This is a genomic window from Streptomyces sp. S.PNR 29, from assembly GCF_030386795.1.
GTDB lineage: Bacteria > Actinomycetota > Actinomycetes > Streptomycetales > Streptomycetaceae > Streptomyces.
On the sequence record NZ_JANUQM010000005.1, the window covers coordinates 66,895 to 87,109 of the forward strand.

Sequence of the window (20,215 nt, forward strand, 5' to 3'; positions counted from 1 at the left end):
ACAGGAGGCGACTACGCCAGCGCCCCCAGCGGATCGTCCAGCACCGGCTGCCAGGCCAGTTCGGCCGCGCCGACCAGGCTGTTGTGGTCGAGGGTGCAGGCCAGGATGGGGACGCCTCCGCTCTGGCCCCACAGGCTGCGGTCGGCGACGACGGCGCGCAGGCGGTCCGGGTCGGCGTCGAGGAGGGTGCGATGGAGGCCGCCGAGGATGATGCGGTCCGGGTTGAGGATGTTCACCAGTCCCGCGAGGCCGAGGCCGAGGCGGTCGATCAGGGCCTCGGTGGCGGTGCGGACGGTCACGTCGTCGTAGTGGTTGCGGATCAGGTCGATGGCCTGCTGGAGCAGCGAGACCTCGGGGCCCGGCTCGCGTCCGGCCGCCGTCAGCAGGGCCAGCGGGTCGGCCTCGACGTCGAGGCAGCCGCGGCTGCCGCAGTGGCAGGGGCGTCCCTCGGGGTGGACGGTGAGATGGCCTACCTCCAGGGCGAGGCCCGAACTGCCCATGTGCAGACGGCCGTCGAGGACCAGCGCACCGCCGACGCCCCGGTGCCCGGTGGCCACGCACAGCAGGTCGCGGGCGCCGCGCCCGGCCCCGTGCCGGTGTTCGGCGAGGGCGGCGAGGTTGACGTCGTTCGCGGCGAACGCGGGCCCGTCGATGCCGGCCGCGCGCACCTGCTCCTCGAAGATCCGGCGCACGGGCGCACCCGCCGGCCAGGCCAGGTGCAGCGGGTTCAGCGCCAGCCCTTCCGGTTCGGCCACCGCCGACGGCACGGCGAGCCCCGCGCCCACGCAGCGCCGCCCGGTCTGCCGCAGCAGTTCGGCGCCCGCCTCGACGACGGAGCCGAGCACCTTCGCCGGGTCGGCGTCGACGACCTCGCAGCCGGGCGCGGTGGCGACGATCCGTCCGCCGAGACCGACCAGCGCCGCCCGGAACCCGTCGGCGTGGACCTGCGCGGCGAGGGCGACCGGCCCGTCCTCGGCGACCGCGAGCCGGTGCGAGGGCCGGCCCTGGGAACCGGCGGCCGCTCCGGGCCGGGCGTCCACCCGGATCAGGCCCAGCGCCTCCAGCTCGGCGGCGACCGCCCCGGCCGTCGCCCGCGTCACGCCCAGCTCGGCGGTGAGCACGGCACGGGTCGGCGCGCGTCCGGTGTGCACCAGCTCCAGCGCGGGCCCGAGCGCGCCGCGCCCCCGGTCCAGCCGCGTCCTTGAGGTGGTCCCATCCCCCGTTGCCGACCGGGGGTCCGCCTTGCCGCTCATGAGGGCGAGTCTCCCATGATCCGCAGGGTGTGGCGGCTCACCGGCCGCTGACCCTGAGCGTGATGTTCAGCCGCCCGGTCAGCCCCAACTCGGGCGGTGCCGTGCCCGCGTGCACTCTGGGCACGCCGTGGTAGGCGAGCCGGGAGGGCCCGCCGAAGACGAACAGGTCGCCGCTGCGCAGTTCGACGTCGGTGGAGGGCCGGCTTCGGGTCTCGGTGTTGCCGAACCGGAAGACGCAGGTGTCGCCCAGGCTCAGGGACACCACCGGCGCGTCGGACTTCTCGTCGCTGTCGCGGTGCATGCCCATGCGGGCGTCGGCGTCGTAGAAGTTGATCAGTGCGATGTCGTACGCCGCCACCGGTCCCCCGAGTGTGTCCCGCACCGCCCGGCGGCCCAGCTCCCCCAGCCACCGCGGGAACGGCTTCACCGGCGCGCCGTCGCCGTCGACGACGGTGCGGGCGTAGGCGTACGGGTACCAGTGCCAGCCGAGGCACACCTGCCGGGCGGTCATCGTGCCGCCGCCGGGGGTGCGGACCGTGCGCAGTCCGGCGGGCGGGCGAGCCCACTCCCGGCAGGCTTCGAGCAGCTCGCGCTGGTGCTCCGCGTCCAGCCAGTCCGGTACGTGCACCGCGCCGGGCGCGACCTCCGTACGCTCCCTGGGGAACAGCTCGGCGTCCATGGGTTCCATCCTGCCCGACAGGCCCTGAGCTGCGGCTCGGCTAGCCTTGACGCACGATGAACGACCGTATGACGACGCCATGGGGCAAGCTGGCCCTCTCCCGCTTCCCCGAGGACCCGCGTGACCGGTTGCGCGCCTGGGACGCCTCGGACGAGTACCTCCTCAGGCACCTCGCGGAGGAGAAGGTGCCGCTGTCGGGCACGGTCGTGGTGCTCGGGGACCGCTGGGGCGCGCTGGCCACGGCGCTCGCGGCGCACCGGCCGGTGCAGATCACCGACTCCTTCCTCGCGCAGGAGGCGACGCGCGCCAACCTCGCGCGGGCCGGCGCCGAGCCCGGCTCGGTGCAGCTGCTCACCACCCAGGACCCACCTCCCGGGCGGATCGACGTGCTGCTCGTGCGGGTGCCGAAGAGCCTGGCGCTGCTGGAGGACCAACTGCTGCGGCTGGCGCCCGCGGTGCACGAGGGCACGGCCGTGGTCGGCACCGGCATGGTGAAGGAGATCCACACCTCGACGCTGAAGCTGTTCGAGCGGATCCTCGGCCCGACCCGGACGTCCCTCGCCGAGAAGAAGGCCCGGCTCATCTTCTGCACCCCCGAGCCGTCACTCGACCGGCCCGCCAGCCCCTGGCCGTACACCTACACGCTCCCCGGCGGCATCGGCCCGGTCTCGGGAGGCACCGTCGTCAACCACGCGGGGGTCTTCTGCGCCGACCGGCTCGACATCGGCACCCGGTTCTTCCTCCAGCACCTGCCGAGCGGCCACGGTGCCCGGCGGGTGGTGGACCTGGGGTGCGGCAACGGTGTCGTCGGTACGGCGGTGGCGCTGGCCGATCCCGGGGCCGAGGTGCTGTTCGTCGACGAGTCGTTCCAGGCCGTGGCCTCGGCGGAGGCGACGTACGAGGCGAACGGGGTGGGGGGACACGCCGAGTTCCGGGTGGGGGACGGGCTGGCGGGCGTGCCGGACCGCAGTGTCGACCTCGTGCTCAACAACCCGCCGTTCCACTCCCACCAGGCGACGACCGATGCCACGGCGTGGCGGATGTTCACGGGCGCCCGGCGCGCGCTGCGGCCGGGCGGGGAGCTGTGGGTGATCGGCAACCGGCACCTCGGCTACCACGTCAAGCTGCGGCGTCTGTTCGGCAACAGCGAACTGGTGGCCGGCGACCCGAAGTTCGTGGTGCTGAAGGCCGTCAGAAAGTAGCCCGGCCGAGGGCGTCGATCGTCTCCGCCACCGTCCGCACCATGGCTTCCCTGCCCACGGTGAGGTACGGGCGCGAGTCGACCGCCTCGGGGTGGGCTGCGAGGAATTCCCTGATCGCGCCGGTGAGGGCGATGTTGAGGGCCGTGCCGACGTTGACCTTGGCGATGCCGCCGGCGACCGCCGCGGCCAGTTCGCCGTGCGGAACGCCGGAGGAGCCGTGCAGGACGAGCGGCACGTCCAGCGTGCCGGACAGCCGCTTGATGAGGTCGTGGTCGAGGGTCGCGGTCCGGGTGGTCATGGCGTGCGCGCTGCCGACGGCGACGGCCAGGGCGTCCACGCCACTGGCGGCGACGAAGGCGCGGGCCTCGACGGGGTCCGTGCGGGCGCCGGGCGCGTGGGGGTCGAGCGGCGGCTCGCCGTTCTTCCCGCCGACCTCGCCCAGCTCGGCCTCGATCCACAGACCTCGGGCGTGGGCCCAGTCGACCGCGGCCCGCGTCGCGGCGAGGTTCTGCTCGTACGGCAGCCGGGCCCCGTCGTACATCACCGAGCTGAATCCGGCGTCCGCGGCCTGACGCAGCAGGTCCTCGCTGCGCACGTGGTCGAGGTGCAGCGCGACGGGCACGGCGGCGTGTTCCGCGGCGGCGGCGGCCGCGCGGGCCAGCGGCAGCAGCCGTCCCTGGCGGAACGTGACGGCGTTCTCGCTGACCTGGAGGACGACGGGCGCGTGCACGGCCTCGGCGCCGGCGATGACGGCCTCGACGTGTTCCAGGGTGATGATGTTGAAGGAGGCGACGGCGGAGCGGTGGGCGGCGGCGCGGGTGACGAGCTCGCCGGTGGTCACGAGGGGCATGGCTTCTCCCTTGCCGACGCGTGGGGTCAGGGCGTGAGGATCACCGAGCGGGTGAGGTGGCGCGGCCGGTCCGGGTCGAGGCCGCGGGCCTGGGCGACGGCGACCGCGAGCCGCTGGGCACGGACCAGTTCGGCGAGCGGGTCGAGGGTGCCCGACACCCACAACCCACCGGTTTCCCGCACCTGTTCGGCCAGTTGCCCGGGTGCCTCCCCGATCATCCAGGTCGCCGTGCCGTGGGTAGTGACGCTGATGGGCCCGTGCCGGTACTCCATCGCCGGATAGGCCTCGCTCCAGGACAGCGAGGCCTCGCGCATCTTCAGCCCGGCCTCGTACGCCAGCCCCACCGTCCAGCCCCGGCCGAGGAAGGTGAACTGCGTGCAGTCGACGAGCCCTTCGGGCAGCGGACCGGTCAGCGCGGTGCGGGCGTCGGCGACGACCGACTCGGTGTGCAGGCCCAGGTGGGCGCGGAGCAGGGTCAGCGCGGTGGTGGCGAACCGGGTCTGCACCACCGACCGTTCGTCCGCGAAGTCGAGGACGACGACGTCCTCCGCGGCCTCCATGACGGGCGTGCGCGGATCGGCGGTGATCGCGGTGGTTCGGATGCGGCCCGTCAACCGCCCGAGCAGATCGAGGATTTCGGTGGTGGTGCCGGATCGGGTGAGGGCGACGACCCGGTCGTACGCGCGGCCGTACGGGAACTCCGAGGCGGCGAAGGCGTCCGTCTCGCCGTGCCCCGCTCCCTCACGCAGCGCCGCGGCCGACTGCGCCATGAAGTACGAGGTGCCGCAGCCGACGACCGCGACCCGCTCCCCCGGCACCGGCAGCGCCTCTCCGTATTCCGCCGCCTCGGAGGCGGCGCGGGTCCAGCACTCCGGCTGACTGCTCAGCTCATCCTCGACGTGCGTCATACCGCCACCCCCTGATCTGATTGTTCTTGCAAGATATAGGCGGCTTTCGAGCACAATCAAGCATCAAGACGGTGATCGGGTTGCGTCAGGGTCGCCGAGAGGTCGAGGAACGGAGGGCGGGGATGTCGCGCGACGCCCGCTGGAAGGCGCTGCTGGAACTGCTCGTCGAGCGCGGCCGGCTGGACGTCGAGGAGGCGGCGGCCGAGCTGGCGGTGTCGGCCGCGACGATCCGGCGGGATTTCGACCAGCTGGCCGAGCAGCAGATGCTCGTGCGGACGCGGGGCGGCGCGGTCGTGCACGGGGTGTCGTACGAGTTGCCGCTGCGCTACAAGACGGCCCGCCGGGCCTCCGAGAAGCAGCGCATCGCGAAGGCGGCGGCCAAGCTCCTCGCGCCCGGCGAGGCGGTGGGACTGACCGGCGGCACGACCACCACCGAGGTGGCGCGCGCGCTGGCCGTGCGCGGCGACCTCGCTTCCGGTTCGCCCGCGCTGACCGTGGTCACCAACGCGCTCAACATCGCGAACGAGCTGGCCGTCCGGCCGCAGTTCAAGATCGTGGTGACGGGCGGGGTGGCGCGTGCGCAGTCGTACGAACTCGTCGGCCCGCTCGCGGACGGGGTGCTGAACCAGATCACGATCGACGTGGCGGTGCTCGGTGTCGTCGCCTTCGACGTCACACACGGCGCCGCCGCGCACGACGAGGCGGAGGCGGCGGTCAACCGGCTGCTGTGCGAGCGCGCCGAGCGCGTGGTCGTGGCCGCCGACTCCAGCAAGCTGGGCCGGCGGGCGTTCGCCCGGATCTGCGCGGCCGACGCGGTGGACACACTGGTCACGGACACGGCGGCCGACCCGGAGGAGGTACGGCGGTTCGAGGAGGCGGGGGTGCGCGTCCTCGCGGTATGAGACCCCATGGGCCGTCGAGGTCTCGGTCCGAGCCCCTGGGGATACCGGGCCGCCTAAGCTGGGGTGAGGTGGGAGCCGGGCCAGGGAGGCTGCGATGGGCGGAACACCGACCGGTCGGGCGGGGCGTTACCTGCCGATCGCCGAGCACGGCCTGATCGGCGACCTGCGCAGCGTGGCCCTGGTGGGGACCGACGGCACGATCGACTGGTACTGCTGCCCCTCCTTCGACGCCCCCAGCGTCTTCGCCTCGATCCTGGACGCGGAGCGCGGCGGCTGCTTCGAGCTCGCGGCGGCCGTGCCGGCCAGGACGAAGCAGTTCTACTTCCCCGACACCAACGTCCTGATCACCCGGTTCTTCACCGAGGACGGCGTCGGCGAGGTGCAGGACTTCATGCCGGTCAGCAGCGACTCGGTGGAGGTCGCGCGGCACCGGCTGATCCGGCGGGTGCTGTGCGTGCGCGGTTCCATCCCGTTCCGTGCGCGCGTGGCGCCCCGCTTCGACTACGGCGCCCGTCCGCACACGGTCCGCAGGGTCGGCGACGCGGCGATGTTCGAGTCGGACGGGCTCGCGCTCGCGCTGAGCGCGACCGTCCCCCTGGAGACCGACGGGACGGACGCCCGGGCGGACTTCAAGCTCGCCGAGGGCGAGGCGACGGTCTTCGCGCTGGACCAGGTCGGCGGCGACGTGGCACCGCGCAGGTGCGCGAGGACGGAGGCCGAGGAGCAGTTCGCGGAGACGGTGGCGTACTGGCGGCGCTGGCTGTCCGCCTCGAAGTACCGCGGCCGGTGGCGGGAGATGGTGCACCGTTCGGCCCTCACGCTGAAGCTGCTCACCTACGCGCCCACCGGAGCGATCGTGGCGGCTCCGACGACGAGCCTGCCGGAGCAGCTCGGCGGCGAACGCAACTGGGACTACCGGTACGTGTGGGTGCGCGACGCGGCCTTCTGCGTGTACGCGCTGCTGCGGCTGGGCTTCACCGGCGAGGCCGAGGCGTTCATGCACTTCGTGACCCGGCACATCAGCCCGGGCGACGGCAAACCCTCGGGCCCGCTGCAGATCATGTACGGCATCGACGGCCGCACCGACCTGCCCGAGCGCGAACTGACCCATCTGGAAGGACACCAGGGCTCTGCGCCGGTGCGGGTCGGCAACGACGCCGCCGACCAGCTCCAGCTGGACATCTACGGCGCGCTCATCGACTCGATCTACCTCTACGACAAGTGGGCCAAGCCCGTCTCCAGCGACCAGTGGGACGACGTGTGCGCGCTGGTGGACTGGGTCTGTGACAACTGGGACCAGCCCGACGAGGGCATCTGGGAGACCCGCGGCGGCCGCAAGAATTTCCTCTACTCGCGGCTGATGTGCTGGGTGGCGATCGAGCGTGCCATCCGGATGGCCCACCGGCGCGGCCTGCCCGCCGACCTGCCGCGTTGGCGGCAGTCCCGCGACACGATCTACCGGCGGATCATGCGGCGCGGCTGGTCCGAGCAGCGGCAGGCCTTCATGCAGTCCGAGGACGGCGACGTGCTGGACGCGGCCGTGCTGATGATGCCGCTGGCGAAGTTCATCGCCCCCACCGACCCCAAGTGGCTGTCCACGCTCGACGCGCTCGGCCAGGACCTGGTGTCCGACTCGCTGGTCTACCGGTACGACCCGCAGGCCAGCCCGGACGGGATGCACGGCGACGAGGGCACGTTCTCCATCTGCTCCTTCTGGTACGTCGAGGCGCTGGTGCACGCCGGGCGGGTCGACGAGGCGCGGCTGGCCTTCGAGAAGATGCTGACGTACGCCAACCACCTGGGCCTGTACGCCGAGGAGATCAGCAGCACCGGCGAACAGCAGGGCAACTTCCCGCAGGCCTTCACCCATCTGGCGCTGATCAGCGCCGCGTTCAACCTGGACCGGGCGCTCGGCTGACCTCAGTGCGTGTGCGGGTCCGACACGTGGTCGGTGGCCGCCGCCGCTCCGGCCCGGACCGTGAACGCCGCGGTGTGGACCGTGCCTTCGTGCTGGAAGTCGAGGAAGAGGCGGTAGGTGCCGCTGCTGGGTGCGGTGGCCGTGAACGAGACGGTGGGGCCGGGCTCGGTGGTGCCGTCGCCGGGTTCGCCGTTCGGGTGGACGTGCAGGTAGGCGAGGTCGCCGGAGCGCAGGGCCACGAGGTGGCCGTACGCACCGAGGTAGGGCTGGAGGTCGGTGACGGGCCTGCCGTCGCGGGAGACCTTCAGCTTCAGTTCGCTCGCCCTGCCCGGGCGCAGCCCGCCGACGAGTTCGACCTGGTAGCCGTCGGTTTTGGCGGTGGTGCGGGGCGCCGGCACATCCTTCGGCTCGTAGGCGCCGGAGGCCGCCAGGTCCGCGCCCAGGGTGAGGTTCTCGGCGCCCTGCCGCGCCGGGGTGAAGTCGGCGAAGACGCGGTATCCGCCCGCGCGGGGCAGGTCGACGGGGGTGCTCCAGGTGCCGTCGGCGGCGCGGGTGGGGTGCAGGTGGCGGTAGGTGGCCAGGTCGCGTGAGGCCACGATGAGGTGCAGTTCCTTGCCGTGTTCCGGCCGGTAGGCGGTGACGGCGCGGCCGCTGTCGTCCCGGACGGTGAAGCGCAGGTCGGTGCGCTGCCCGGCGGTGACGCGAGGGGTGTCGAGATCGAGTGTGTAGCCGTTCTCGGAGATCTGCAGGCCGCCGGCCGCGGGCGACTCGTGGCCCGCGTGACCGTCGCCCGCCTCCGCTGCGGGGGAGGGCCGGCTGTGCCCCTTGTCATGCGGTGCGGGCGCGCTGTCGGCGACGAGGGGGTCGATGCCCTTGCCGACGCCGTAGGCCGTGCCGAAGGTCGCGGCCAAAGCGGCGGCGAACGCGGTGATCTTCAGTCCGGTGTTCATGGCGGTCGTCTCCTCCGGTGACAGGGCCTCCGGCCTGAGTGGGAGGCTTCCCTACAGCTCACAATACCCCCCGGGGGTACCAAGTCAAGGCGGCGACAGCTTGCTTTCGGTACCCCATGGGGGTATACAGATTCCCCTAGCGGGGAGATACCCCTCCCCCGTATTTCTCGCTACCTGCCGAGGAGGCACCCCATGTCTTCGACCGCCAGCGGCTTCGTCGCCACGTACGCCGTCTCCGGGATGAGCTGCGGCCACTGCAAGGCCACGCTGACCAAGGCCATAGGCGAGCTGGACGGCGTCACGGGCGTCGACGTCGACCTCGGCACCGGTCAGGTCACCGTCACCGGCACCGCCGAGCCGGACGACGCCCTGATCGCCGAGGTCGTCGACGAGGCCGGCTACGAGCTGACGGGACGGGTCTGACATGGCCGTCCGTACGACCGGCGCCGCGGCCGAGGTGGAGCTCGCCATCGGCGGCATGACCTGCGCCTCGTGCGCGGCGCGCATCGAGAAGAAGCTCAACCGCATCGACGGGGTCACCGCCACCGTCAACTACGCGACGGAGAAGGCCAGAGTCAGCTACTCCGGTGACGTCTCCGTCGGGGACCTGATCGCCACCGTCGAGGCGACCGGGTACACCGCCCAGGAGCCGGCGCCCGCCGAACGGTCCGCCGAGCCGGCCGAGGAGACCGACGAGCTCCGGCCGCTGCGCCGGCGGCTGGTGACGGCCGTAGCGCTGGCCGTGCCGGTCGTCGCGATGGCCATGGTGCCGGCCCTGCAGTTCGAGTACTGGCAGTGGTTGTCCCTGACGCTGGCCGCGCCCGTCGTGACGTATGCCGCCTGGCCCTTCCACCGGGCGGCCTTCACCAACGCGCGGCACGGCGCGGCCACCATGGACACGCTGATCTCGGTCGGTACGTCGGCCGCGTTCCTCTGGTCCCTGTGGGCCCTGTTCTTCGGGACGGCGGGCACGCCGGGCATGACGCATCCCTTCGAGCTGACCATCGCCCGAGGTGACGGCTCCGGGAACATCTATCTGGAGGCCGCCGCCGGCGTGACCGCCTTCATCCTGGCCGGACGGTACTTCGAGGCCCGCTCGAAGCGGAGGGCGGGCGCGGCGCTCAGGGCGTTGCTGGAGCTGGGCGCGAAGGACGTCACCGTGCTGCGGCCCGACGGGGTCGAATACACGGTGCCGGTCGCGGAGTTGGCGGTCGGCGACCGATTCCTCGTGCGTCCCGGCGAGAAGATCGCGACCGACGGGACGGTCGTCGAGGGCTCCTCCGCGGTGGACGCCGCCATGCTGACCGGTGAGTCCGTGCCGGTGGAGGTGGCGGCCGGTGATCCGGTCACCGGTGCCACGGTCAACGTCGGCGGGCGTCTGGTGGTCGAGGCCACGCGGGTCGGCGCCGACACACAGCTGGCCCGGATGGCGAGGCTGGTCGAGGACGCGCAGAACGGGAAGGCCGCCGCCCAGCGGCTCGCGGACCGGATCTCCGCCGTCTTCGTGCCGGTGGTGATCGCCCTGGCTCTCGGCACCCTGGGCTTCTGGCTGGGCAACGGCAGCGGGCTGACCGCCGCGTTCACCGCCGCCGTCGCCGTACTGATCATCGCCTGCCCGTGCGCCCTGGGGCTCGCCACGCCGACGGCGCTGATGGTCGGCACCGGGCGCGGCGCCCAGCTGGGGATCCTCATCAAGGGCCCGGAGGTGCTGGAGTCCACGCGCCGGGTGGACACCGTCGTCCTCGACAAGACGGGCACGGTCACCACCGGCCGCATGACGCTGCTGGCCGTCCACCCGGCCGACGGCACCGACGAGGCCGAGGTGCTGGGTCTGGCGGGGGCGTTGGAGCATTCCTCGGAGCACCCGGTGGCCCGTGCCGTGGCCGAGGGGGCGCTGGAGAAGCTGGGCTCGCTGCCCACGCCCGAGGACTTCGCCAACGTGCCGGGACTCGGTGTGCAGGGGATCGTCGACGGCCACGCGGTCCTCGTCGGGCGGGAACGGCTGCTCGCCGACTGGGCGTTGGAGCTTCCGGAGGACCTGAAGCGGGCGAAGGCGGAGGCCGAGGCGGCCGGGCGCACCGCCGTCGCGGTCGCCTGGGACGGGGAGGCGCGGGCGGTCCTCGAAGTGGCCGACGCCGTGAAGGAGACCAGCGCGGAGGCGATCACCCGGCTGCGCGCCCTGGGTCTGAGGCCGGTCCTGCTGACCGGCGACAACGAGGCGGTGGCCCGGTCCGTGGCCCGCGAGGTGGGCATCGCGCCCGAGGACGTGATCGCCGAGGTGCTGCCGCAGGACAAGGTCGACGTCGTCAAACGGCTGCAGGGCGAGGGACGTTCGGTCGCGATGGTCGGTGACGGCGTCAACGACGCGGCCGCGCTGGCCCAGGCCGACCTGGGGCTGGCCATGGGCACCGGCACGGACGCCGCGATCGAGGCGGGCGACCTGACCCTCGTACGGGGTGACCTGCGTGCCGCGGCGGACGCCATCCGGCTGGCCCGCCGGACCCTCGGCACCATCCGCTCCAACCTGTTCTGGGCGTTCGCCTACAACGTCGCCGCTCTGCCGCTCGCGGCGGCCGGCCTGCTGAACCCGATGATCGCGGGCGCGGCCATGGCCTTCTCGTCGGTCTTCGTGGTCGGCAACTCCCTGCGCCTGCGTTCCTTCCGGGCCGGGAACTGACTCTCAGCGGCTGTGCCACACGAGCGTGTGGCGGCACGACAGCCGACGCCGCGAGGCGCGCGCCGGGCAGGACGGCGCGCGCCTCGCGGCCGATCTCGGCCGTTCCGCTCCGAGAGACACCGGCGACTCGCCGCGCGGTGGCCGCACGAGGAGCACGTCCAGGCCCACGCGCGCCGGGATCGCCCGGACGGGCTCGTCAGGGCGCCGTCGGGCCGGACACGGGCGAGGCTTGTCCGGCAGCCGGTCATCAGCCGGACCGCCCCGGACCGCCCTGCGGAGCAGGAGCCCATGACCGAACCGACCAATGCCGACGGTGACACCAGCGGCCCGCTCCCGGCGGCCGCGGAGCCCGTACGCGGCCGCAGGCCGTTCCTCTCCGCCGTACTCGGCGACCTCCGCGCCGTGGACGGCGCCCTGTACGCGGCCGTGGCCGCCACCCCGACCCCCGCGCTCGACCGGGCGCTGCGGCGCCTGTCCCACGCGGCCGACCACTCCAAGGTCTCGTTCACCATCGCCGCCGCCCTGGCGCTGGGCGGCGCCCGTCCGCGCAGGGCCGCACTCGCCGGGGTCGGCGCGATCGCCGTCGCATCCGCCTCCGCCAACCTGCTCGGCAAGCGCCTGGTCCGCCGCCCCCGGCCCGACCGGGAGGCGGCCCGGGTGATCGTGGACCGGCATGTCCCGATGCCCACGTCGGCGTCGTTCCCCTCCGGCCACACGGCCGCGGCGGTCGCCTTCGCCACGGCCGTCGGTGTACTCCTCCCGTCAGCGGCGGTCCCCCTCGGAGCGCTGGCGAGCGCCGTGGGCTACTCCCGCGTCCACACCGGCGTGCACTACCCGGGTGACGTGGCCGCGGGCGCGGTCCTGGGCATCGCCAGCGCCGCCGCCGCATTGGCCGCGGCGCGTCAGGTGCCCCCGGCGACGGCGGATCACGGCGTCCCTCGCCTCACCCCCCGGCCACGGACGCCGTCCGCCGCACATCGACCGCCGTGAGCGCCAACGCCAACGGCCCCGGCGCCAGCAAGGCGAGCGGCAGCAGCATCCCCGCGCACAGGACCGCCGTCGCCACCGCGAGCAGCACCAGGGCGCTGCCGCCCGGGTCCCTCACGGCGTCGCGGGCGGCCTCGCGTACGGCGGCCGGCCAGTCGGAGAGCGACTCGGGGCGGGCGCACGCCCTGAGGCCCACGACCACCGCGCACGCGCCGATCACCGCCGCCGTCACCGCGAACAGCGGTGCCCCCGGCAGCCCCGCCGTGGCCAGCGCCAGGTCGGCGACGAGGAGCAGCACCCCCGCGAGGGCGACGGTGCCCGCCGCCAGGTCGCCCGCCCGCAGGCGGTGCCGCAGGAGGGCGACGTACCGTCCGGCGGTGGCGGGCCGGTCCTCCCCCGCGCCGCGCAGCACCGCGCACGCCGTGGACAGCGCCGCCGGGGCGGTCAGCAGCGGCAGGCAGGCCACGGCCGTGGCGAGGCCGACGCTCAGCACGTCGGCGAACAGGGTCATCCGCGGCCCGAAGACCTCACCCGGTTCACGGGTGGTACGCATGGCACTCACCCCTTGAGTCCCGAGCTGGCCATGCCCTCCACGAGGAACCGCTGGAAGGCGAGGAAGAACAGGACGATCGGCAGCAGCGCGATCACCGACATCGCGAACATGGGGCCGAACGCGGAGCTGCTGGAGGCGTCCACGAACGACCTCAGCGCGAGCGTGAGCGTGAACTTCTCCGGGTCGAAGAGGTAGATGAGCTGGGTGAAGAAGTCGTTCCAGGTCCAGATGAAGGTGAAGATGGCCGTGGTGATCAGCGCCGGGCGGGTGAGCGGCAGGACGACCTGGAAGAAACTGCGGAAGGGGCCGCAGCCGTCGATGCGGGCCGCCTCCTCCAGTTCGCGCGGCAGGCCACGCATGAACTGCACGATGAGGAAGACGAAGAACGCCTCCGTGGCGAGGAACTTGGGCAGGATCAGCGGCCAGTAGGTGTTCACCAGGCCGAGCTGGTTGAAGATGATGTACTGCGGGATGAGCACCGCGTGGTGCGGCAGCATGATCGTCGCGATCATGAAGGCGAACAGCGGCCCGCGGAAGCGGAAGCGGAGCCGGGCGAAGGCGTAGGCGGCGAGCGAGCAGCTGATGACGTTGCCGAGGACCGCGCCGCCCGCGATCAGCAGGGAGTTGGTGAGCAGCCGCCAGATGGACACGTCGTTCACGCCGTCCAGGGCGGTCGTGTAGTTCGACCACTCCAGGCGGCTGGGGAGAAGATCGAGGCTCGCGATGACCTCGTCGGCGGGTTTGAGCGAGGTGGCGAGCAGCCAGGCCAGCGGGTAGAGCATCACCAGCAGGGCGGCCAGGCAGCCGAGGTGCAGGGCGATCCGGCCCCAGCGGACGGGCTTGCGGGGAGCGGGAGTGGTGATGGTCGTCATCGGTCCCCCTCGGAGGCGTAGAAGACCCAGGAGCGCGCGGTGCGGAACAGCACCGCCGTGACGGCGCCGATGACGAGCAGCAGCACCCAGGCCATGGCAGAGGCGTAGCCCATGTGGGAGGCGACGAATCCGCGGTCGTAGAGGTACAGGGTGTAGACGAGGGTCGAGTCGGCGGGGCCGCCCTTGCCCGCGCCGATCGCGAAGGCGGGGGTGAACACCTGGAAGGCCTGGATGGTCTGCAGGACCAGGTTGAAGAAGAGCACCGGGGACAGCATCGGCACGGTGACGGACAGGAACTGCCGCCACTTCCCGGCCCCGTCCACGGCCGCCGCCTCGTACAGCTCGGCGGGGATCTGCTGGAGGCCCGCGAGGAAGATGACCATCGGAGCGCCGAACTGCCACACCGTCAGCAGCGCCACGGCCAGCAGCGCCCAGCCGGGCTTGTTGACCCAGCCGCCGGTGCCGAGCAGGTGGTCCACCGTTCCGCCGTCGTTGAAGACCGCCCGCCAGACGAGGGCGATGGACATGGAGGCGCCGAGGAGTGAGGGGGCGTAGAACGCGGAGCGGTAGAAGCCCTTGCCGCGCTTCATGGTCTTCAGGGCGAGCGCGACGACGAGCGCGAGCGCCAGTTGCAGGGGCACGGCGATCACGACGTAGGTCAGGGTCGTCACGACCGACCGCCAGTAGCGCGGGTCCTCGGTGAACATCTGCGTGTAGTTGCGCAGGCCCACCCAGCGCGGCGGGTTGAACAGGTCGTAGTCGGTGAAGGAGAGGTACAGCGACACGGCCATCGGCAGCAGCGTGAGGACGGTCGCGCCGAGTACCCAGGGGGACAGGAACACCCAGGCCGCGCCCTCGCGTTCGCGCTGCGGGCGCCGCTTCGAAGGCGCACCGGAGCGGGCGGCGGGGGCGGTGGGCGCGGGGACGTCGGTGGTGGTCATGACCTCAGTTCCGCCTTCGCCTCGGTGACGTAGTTCTCGGCCGCCTCGCGGGGCGACATGCGCTCGTACGACACCTGGTCGTAGTCGCGCTGGAAGGTGGTCTGCAGGGCGTTGTCGCCCGAGGGCGGGGCCTGGGGCGGGTCCTTGAGGGTGCCTTCGAGGGATGCCTGGAAGTCGGCGATGGTCTTGTCGAAGTCCTTGAGCTGCGGGGCGGTCTCCTCGCGGATGCTGTCGTTGACGGGGATGCCGCGGGTCGCGCCGAGGATCTTCGCCGCCTGCCGGTCGTTGATCATGAAGTCGACGAGCTGGGCGGCCTCCTTGGGGTGGTCGGTGTCGGCCGAGACGCCGAGGAACATCGACGGCTTGAAGTACTGGCCGGGCGTGCCGTCCTCCCCGGACGGCATCGGCGCGAGCGCCACGCCGCCCTTGACGAGGGCGAGGAAGCCGCTGGACGGGGCGTCCCAGTTGGTGTCGGCGGTGGCCTCGCCGCGTCCGAGCGGAGTGTTCTCGACAGAGCCGTCGAGCTGGGTGGTCTGCTCCGCCGGGGAGACGGCCCCCTCGCGGCGGAGCCCGTCGGTGAAGGTCCACCAGCGGGTGAGGTCGTCGGCGGTGAAGCCGAGGCCGCCGTCCTCGGTGTAGAGGGACTTGCCCTGGCCGCGCAGCCACACCTCGAAGGCGTCCTCGCTCTGCCCGGGGTCGGTGGCCCCCGGTCTGCCGGTCTTCTTCGCCAGGGCGCGCATGGCGTCGGCCCAGTCGCTCCAGGTCCAGCCCCGGCGGGGCAGCGGAACCCCGGACGCCTTCCACGCCTGGACGTCGTACACGACGGTCTCGGTGCCGCGGCCCTGCGGGACCGCGTACTGGGTGCCGTCCAGCCGGCCGGTGGCGAGCAGGCCCGCGTCGATGCCGCCGGTGCGCAGGACGGCCTTCTGCTTCGCCAGGTCGAGCAGGACCCCGCCGGAGGCGTACTGGTCGATCTGCCGGTAGTCGAGCTGCATCACGTCGGGGGCGTCGCCGCCCGCCGCCTGGATGGCGAGCTTCTGCTTGTAGGCCTCGTAGGCCGAGAACGATGTCTGGACCTGGATGTTCGGGTGCTGTTTCTCGAACAGGGCGACGGCCTGCTCGGTGCGTTCCGCGCGGTCGGGGTTACCCCACCACGTGTAGCGCAGCACGACCTTGCCGCCGCCGACCGACTCTCCGGATCCCCCGCATCCGGCCAGCACCGCACAGAGCACCAGTGCGGCGGCCGACGCGCAGAACCCCTTTGTCCTGTGTCCGGGCATGCCGAGGTCACCTCTTCCTCTCCTCGGACTTCCTGTGGCCCCCCTTCCGGCCCCCCTCGCTCTGTTACTCGCCCTGGTACGGCAGGGTCGTGCCGGGCAGGTTGTACTCGTCCCGCCGGCCGCACATGCCGAAGCCGCCGAGCCTGGTGGGCGCGGCCTCGTACGCGGTGGCCTCGCCCAGGTACGCCGGCTCGCCGTCCGCCAGCGCGTCCAGCTGCGCGCCGGTGCGCTCGGCGGTGGCCAGCGCGCCGGCCCGCCACAGCTCGCGCCAGGCCGGCACCTTGGCGCGGACCAGGCGGGCGGCGGCGCGCTGGAACTCGCGGTACGGGCCGTTGTCGCCCGCGACGAGGGCCTCCCGCAGGGCGAGGTAGCCCTCGACGGCGAGGTCCCTGCGGCGCCGGGCCGCCGCCGCCGTCTGCGGTCCCGTGCCGGGCGGGAGAGCCGCCGCGGCCGCGTACTCGTCGGGGTCGGCGAGCACCTCGGGCGGGAAGGTGAACACCGCGTCCCCGGCCTCGGGCAGGCCACTGTTCTGCATCAGCACGGTGATGCGCAGGTCGCCGCCCTGCACCATGCGGTGCACGGTGCCCGGCGTGAACCAGGCGACCGAGCCCGGCTCCAGGGGGATGTCCCGGTAGCCGTCGGGGCTCAGCGTCTGCACCGCGCCCCGGCCGCCGGTGACGACGTACGCCTCCGTGCACACCAGGTGCAGGTGCGGGCTGCCGCCGCACACTCCGTCGGCGGCCTCCCAGTCGTAGGCGCTCAGGTGGGACAGGCCGACGGCGCCGGGCAGCGGGTGCGGAAGGGCGGGCTTCACGACTGCGGGGTCGTTCACCACGGCAGGGCCTCCAGGTGGGTGCCGACGCGGTCGCGGTCCCAGGCGCCGTCGGCGACGACGATCCGGTAGCGGTAGGCGAAGGACTCGCCGGGCGGCAGCTCGAACTCCTCGAAGAACGCCCAGGAGAACGCGACCGTCGGGAACGGCTCGGAGCGCACGAACCAGTGCGACTCGTGGATCGCCCGTTTCTCGTCGAGGTTCTCCGGAGCGTGCGCGAAGACGAGCGTGGAGTGCGCGTCGACCTCGTCGTGCTGGGTGGTGAAGGCGAGCCACGGGCCCTGTGTGCCCATCAGCTTCCCGGCGTCGGCGTCGGTGTCCGGCGCGAAGACGGTACCGCCGGTGAAGTCGCGGGGCCCCCGCCACTGCAACCCGGTGTAGCCGGCCATCTCCCGGCCCGCGGTGGTCGGGGAGCCGAAGGCCAGGGGCTCGCCACGGATGTTGGTGAGGCGGATCGACCAGTCCAGGGCCCAGGCGCCGGCCTCCTCGTCGACCGAGTGGACGGTCACCTCGCGCTTCTCCCGCGCCCACTCGGCGCCGCCGTTCTCCACCCAGGTGAGCTCCTCGGTGAAGGCGAGCCGGTCGTCCTCGACCGTGAACGCGGGGAAGCCGTCGTGCCGCATCGAGCCGACGCGCTCGGGAAGGGCGAGATACCCCTGGCCGTGGACGTAGCAGTTGCCGCCCCAGAAGTTCTGCCCGGACAGGTGACTCGCCGTCATCTGCAGGCCCTTGTGCCAGCGGTGGTCGTTGGGACGGTAGCCGGTCACGGTGCGCCCGGCGAGGGTGCGCACCGGGTGGGCGTACGGCTTGCGGGACTCGAAGGCGTCGGGATCGGGGCGGTAGACGTAGCGGAGGATCTCGGTCCCGTTGCCCGCCGCCGCGACCGCGATGTGGTCGCCGTAGGCGTGGCTGACTCGGATGGTGCTCATGCGCGCTCCTTGGGGGCCCAGTCGGGGTGCTCGCCGTGCATGGCCGTGTAGAAGGGGTCGCCGGGTCCGATCTCGCCCGCGTGCACCGGGTGCCCCGTGAACGCCGCCTTGTAGAGGGCGGCGGCGAACTCCAGGGTGGCGCGGGCGTCGGTGCCGCTGCCGGGCGGCCGGACACCGTTGTCGTACGCGTCGAGGAGGGCACCGAGCTGCGCCGCGTGCGAGCTGGGGGTGTCCGAGGCGGGGGTGCTCCAGGCGGCGGCACGGTCGGGAGCCACGTGCGGGGCCGGGGTGTAGACCCAGTCGTCGTTGCGGTGTCCGTACAGGTGGGTCAGCTCGACCGTCGCGTCGGCGCAGTCGACGCGGACACGGCTCACCTCGTCCGGGGAGAGCACGCTGTTGACGACGGTGGCGAGGGCGCCGTTCTCGAAGCGCACGAGGGCCGTCGAGACGTCCTCGCTCTCGGTGTCTTGCACGAGCCGCGCCGCCATGGCCCGGACCTCCGCCCACGGGCCGAGCAGGTGCAGCAGCAGATCGTACTGGTGGATGCCGTGGCCCATCGTCGGCCCGCCGCCCTCGCTGGCCCAGCGCCCGCGCCACGGCACGGCGTAGTACTCGGCGTCGCGGTGCCAGGTGGTCTGGCAGTGGGCGACCCGTGGGGCGCCCAGCTCGCCGCTGGTGATCAGCTCGCGGGCGTGCACCGCGCCGGAGCCGTAGCGGTGCTGGAAGACCACGGACGCGTACGCCCCCGACGCCTCCTCGGCCGCCGCGATGTCGTCGTACTCGGCGAGCGACAGACACAGCGGCTTCTCGCACAGCACCCAGGCACCCGCCTTCAGCGCCGCCACCGTCTGCTCCCGGTGCAGCGCCGGCGGCGTACCGATCAGCACCAGATCGGGGTGTACGGCGTCCAGCATCGCGCCGACCGAGGTGAATCCGGCGACCTCCCCGCCCGCCAGTTCCCGGAAGTCGTCGAGCCTGCCCTGGTCCACATCGACGGCGGCCACCAGCTCCACCCGATCGCGGTGGGCTCTGAGCGCGGCCAGATGGCTGCCGCTGACGATGGCGCCGGTGCCGATGACGGCGGCGCGGCGGCGGGCTGGGAGCGGGGACATGCGGTCCTCCTCGGACGTACGGCGGACAGCCCTCACAGAAAGCGCTTGCACCGTGACACTAGGCGGGGATCGAATGTCAGGACAACCCCTCGCGCGGTGATGTTGGAAAGACGTGTCCCCACGACAGCCTTTCCCGGACGTCGAGGGAGGTCACCTCGGCTGCCGTGCCGTCACCGGCCGGTCGTCCCTCAGCTCGGCGAAGAGCTCCCGGGCCCGGCCCGCGTCCCAGCGCACGGCGCTGCCCTGAGGAGTGGCGAGATCCGGGTCGGAGACGGGGACGTTGAGCTGCCTGCCGTTGCCGGCGGTGACATCGCGCATCGCCTGGAGCAGCGAGCCCAGCTGCGGCAGGTCCGTGCCCTTGTCCACCACGAGAGTGTCCAGTCCCGCGTCGAGGGTCGGGAAGGCCTTGGCCGGGTTGAGCAGGGCGCCCGGCGTGGCCGCTTTGGCGGCGAGCGCGGCCAGGAACCTCTGCTGGTTCCGGGTGCGGCCCAGGTCTCCCTGGGCCTCCTGCTTGCGCTGCCGGACGAACGCCAGCGCCTCGGCACCGTCGAGGGTCTGGCAACCCCTGGGCAGGTTCGCGCCCGAGTTCTCGTCCCTGATCGCCCGGTCGAGGCACATCTCCACGCCGCCGACCGCGTCCACGACACCGACGAACCCCGCGAAACCGATTTCGGCGTAGTGGTCGACGTGCAGCCCGGTGTTGCGCTCCACGGTCCGCACGAGCAGGTCGGGTCCGCCCAGCGAGAACGCCGCGTTCAGCTTGTTCGGGGCGGCGGAGTACCGCTTGCCGGTGCCCGGATCGACGTACGGCGGGATGGTCACCCACGAGTCGCGGGGCAGGCTCATCATCGTGGTGCCGTGGGCGCCGGTGTGCAGCAGGATCATCGAGTCGGTGCGGCGGCCCTCCGCCGAGCCGGTGCGCAGATCCTTCTTGTCCTGCTCCGACAGGCCTTCGCGGCTGTCGGAGCCGACGACGAGGTAGTTGGTGCCCTTGCCGGGTGCCGCGCGGCTCCCGATCGTGCCGAGGTCGACCTGCTGGTCGAGTTCGGTGTCGGCCCACACGTAGGTGCCGAGGGCGGGCCCGAGCAGCCCGGCCAGCAGGACGGCCACCAGCCGCCGCCCCGGGCGCCGCCTGCGGGATCTCCTGCCGCGGTGCCCCGTCCTGCTCTCCTGGGGCGGGCGTCCGTCGCCCATACGGCCCGGGGGCGCGGGTGAGGGCATGCCGGGCAGGGGTGCCGTCCGCGTCGGGGGCGGGGACCCGTTCCCGGGCCTCCCGCTCCCTGTGATGACGCGTGTCGGCTCGCGCCCGTCGTCGCCCGTCGCACGGGCAGTCCAGTCGTTCATCGGCCTGTCCAGTCGCTCAGCGCATG

General features: G+C 72.9%; 19 protein-coding genes. 6 read left to right on the forward strand and 13 right to left on the reverse strand.

From position 1 onward, the window contains the following. Positions 1-11: 11 nt before the first annotated feature. Positions 12-1,253 carry an ROK family protein gene (locus tag NW895_RS15320; protein ID WP_289936079.1) on the reverse strand — a complete coding sequence of 414 codons (1,242 nt, stop codon included), beginning with the start codon at positions 1,251-1,253 and terminating at the stop codon, positions 12-14. Positions 1,254-1,290: 37 nt separating this feature from the next. Further along, positions 1,291-1,932 carry an alpha-ketoglutarate-dependent dioxygenase AlkB gene (locus NW895_RS15325; RefSeq protein WP_289936080.1) on the reverse strand — a complete coding sequence of 214 codons (642 nt, stop codon included), beginning with the start codon at positions 1,930-1,932 and terminating at the stop codon, positions 1,291-1,293. A gap of 68 nt (positions 1,933-2,000) precedes the next feature. On the opposite strand from NW895_RS15325, the gene NW895_RS15330 reads away from it, so the two are divergent. Continuing rightward, entirely contained in the window at positions 2,001-3,134 is a 1,134-nt protein-coding gene (locus NW895_RS15330) for a methyltransferase (protein WP_289936081.1), read from the forward strand. Here the strand turns inward: NW895_RS15330 and NW895_RS15335 are convergent. Then, positions 3,124-3,984 carry a class II fructose-bisphosphate aldolase gene (locus NW895_RS15335; protein ID WP_289936082.1) on the reverse strand — a complete coding sequence of 287 codons (861 nt, stop codon included), beginning with the start codon at positions 3,982-3,984 and terminating at the stop codon, positions 3,124-3,126. The two genes, NW895_RS15330 and NW895_RS15335, sit on opposite strands and share 11 nt — an antisense overlap. A gap of 26 nt (positions 3,985-4,010) precedes the next feature. Then, a complete protein-coding gene (locus NW895_RS15340) occupies positions 4,011-4,892 on the reverse strand; it encodes a sugar isomerase (RefSeq protein ID WP_289936083.1) in 882 nt (293 codons plus the stop codon). Between the two features lie 122 nt (positions 4,893-5,014). Between NW895_RS15340 and NW895_RS15345 the strand changes: the two genes are divergently transcribed. Continuing rightward, on the forward strand, positions 5,015-5,794 hold the full coding sequence (locus NW895_RS15345) for a DeoR/GlpR family DNA-binding transcription regulator (RefSeq protein WP_289936084.1): 780 nt from the start codon (positions 5,015-5,017) through the stop codon (positions 5,792-5,794). Between the two features lie 94 nt (positions 5,795-5,888). Continuing rightward, a complete protein-coding gene (locus tag NW895_RS15350; RefSeq protein ID WP_289936085.1) occupies positions 5,889-7,712 on the forward strand; it encodes a glycoside hydrolase family 15 protein in 1,824 nt (607 codons plus the stop codon). A gap of 2 nt (positions 7,713-7,714) precedes the next feature. Here the strand turns inward: NW895_RS15350 and NW895_RS15355 are convergent, their stop codons facing one another. After that, entirely contained in the window at positions 7,715-8,662 is a 948-nt protein-coding gene (locus tag NW895_RS15355) for a hypothetical protein (protein ID WP_289936086.1), read from the reverse strand. 192 nt (positions 8,663-8,854) lie between these two features. Here NW895_RS15355 and NW895_RS15360 point away from each other — a divergent pair, with 192 nt between their 5' ends. The 3 genes from NW895_RS15360 (at position 8,855) to NW895_RS15370 (ending at position 12,329) form a co-directional block, all read left to right on the forward strand. After that, a complete protein-coding gene (locus NW895_RS15360) occupies positions 8,855-9,085 on the forward strand; it encodes a cation transporter (RefSeq protein WP_289936087.1) in 231 nt (76 codons plus the stop codon). Between the two features lies 1 nt (position 9,086). After that, entirely contained in the window at positions 9,087-11,339 is a 2,253-nt protein-coding gene (locus NW895_RS15365; protein ID WP_289936088.1) for a heavy metal translocating P-type ATPase, read from the forward strand. 288 nt (positions 11,340-11,627) lie between these two features. Beyond that, entirely contained in the window at positions 11,628-12,329 is a 702-nt protein-coding gene (locus tag NW895_RS15370; protein ID WP_289936089.1) for a phosphatase PAP2 family protein, read from the forward strand. Here the strand turns inward: NW895_RS15370 and NW895_RS15375 are convergent. The 8 genes from NW895_RS15375 to NW895_RS15410 all read right to left on the reverse strand — a co-directional run bounded on the left by NW895_RS15375 (position 12,283) and on the right by NW895_RS15410 (position 20,066). Further along, the gene (locus tag NW895_RS15375; protein WP_289936090.1) at positions 12,283-12,879 is read right to left on the reverse strand and encodes a hypothetical protein; all 597 of its coding nucleotides are present in this window, start codon (positions 12,877-12,879) and stop codon (positions 12,283-12,285) included. The genes NW895_RS15370 and NW895_RS15375 overlap by 47 nt on opposite strands. Positions 12,880-12,884: 5 nt before the next feature. Beyond that, entirely contained in the window at positions 12,885-13,751 is an 867-nt protein-coding gene (locus NW895_RS15380; protein ID WP_289936092.1) for a carbohydrate ABC transporter permease, read from the reverse strand. Continuing rightward, positions 13,748-14,692 carry a sugar ABC transporter permease gene (locus tag NW895_RS15385; protein ID WP_289936093.1) on the reverse strand — a complete coding sequence of 315 codons (945 nt, stop codon included), beginning with the start codon at positions 14,690-14,692 and terminating at the stop codon, positions 13,748-13,750. Before NW895_RS15385 ends, NW895_RS15380 begins: the two co-directional genes overlap by 4 nt. Next, on the reverse strand, positions 14,689-15,972 hold the full coding sequence (locus NW895_RS15390) for an ABC transporter substrate-binding protein (RefSeq protein WP_289936094.1): 1,284 nt from the start codon (positions 15,970-15,972) through the stop codon (positions 14,689-14,691). Before NW895_RS15390 ends, NW895_RS15385 begins: the two co-directional genes overlap by 4 nt. A gap of 64 nt (positions 15,973-16,036) precedes the next feature. Then, complete coding sequence (locus tag NW895_RS15395) at positions 16,037-16,807, reverse strand: cupin (protein ID WP_289936095.1); 771 nt, start codon at positions 16,805-16,807, stop codon at positions 16,037-16,039. Continuing rightward, positions 16,801-17,733 (reverse strand): PmoA family protein, encoded by a 933-nt coding sequence (locus NW895_RS15400; protein WP_289936096.1) that lies wholly within the window; start codon positions 17,731-17,733, stop codon positions 16,801-16,803. The genes NW895_RS15395 and NW895_RS15400 overlap by 7 nt, the downstream gene beginning before the upstream one ends. Continuing rightward, entirely contained in the window at positions 17,730-18,845 is a 1,116-nt protein-coding gene (locus NW895_RS15405) for a Gfo/Idh/MocA family oxidoreductase (protein WP_289936097.1), read from the reverse strand. Before NW895_RS15405 ends, NW895_RS15400 begins: the two co-directional genes overlap by 4 nt. A gap of 150 nt (positions 18,846-18,995) precedes the next feature. Further along, positions 18,996-20,066, reverse strand: coding sequence for an LCP family protein (locus NW895_RS15410; protein ID WP_354670091.1), 1,071 nt, complete (start codon positions 20,064-20,066; stop codon positions 18,996-18,998). Positions 20,067-20,215: the final 149 nt, after the last annotated feature.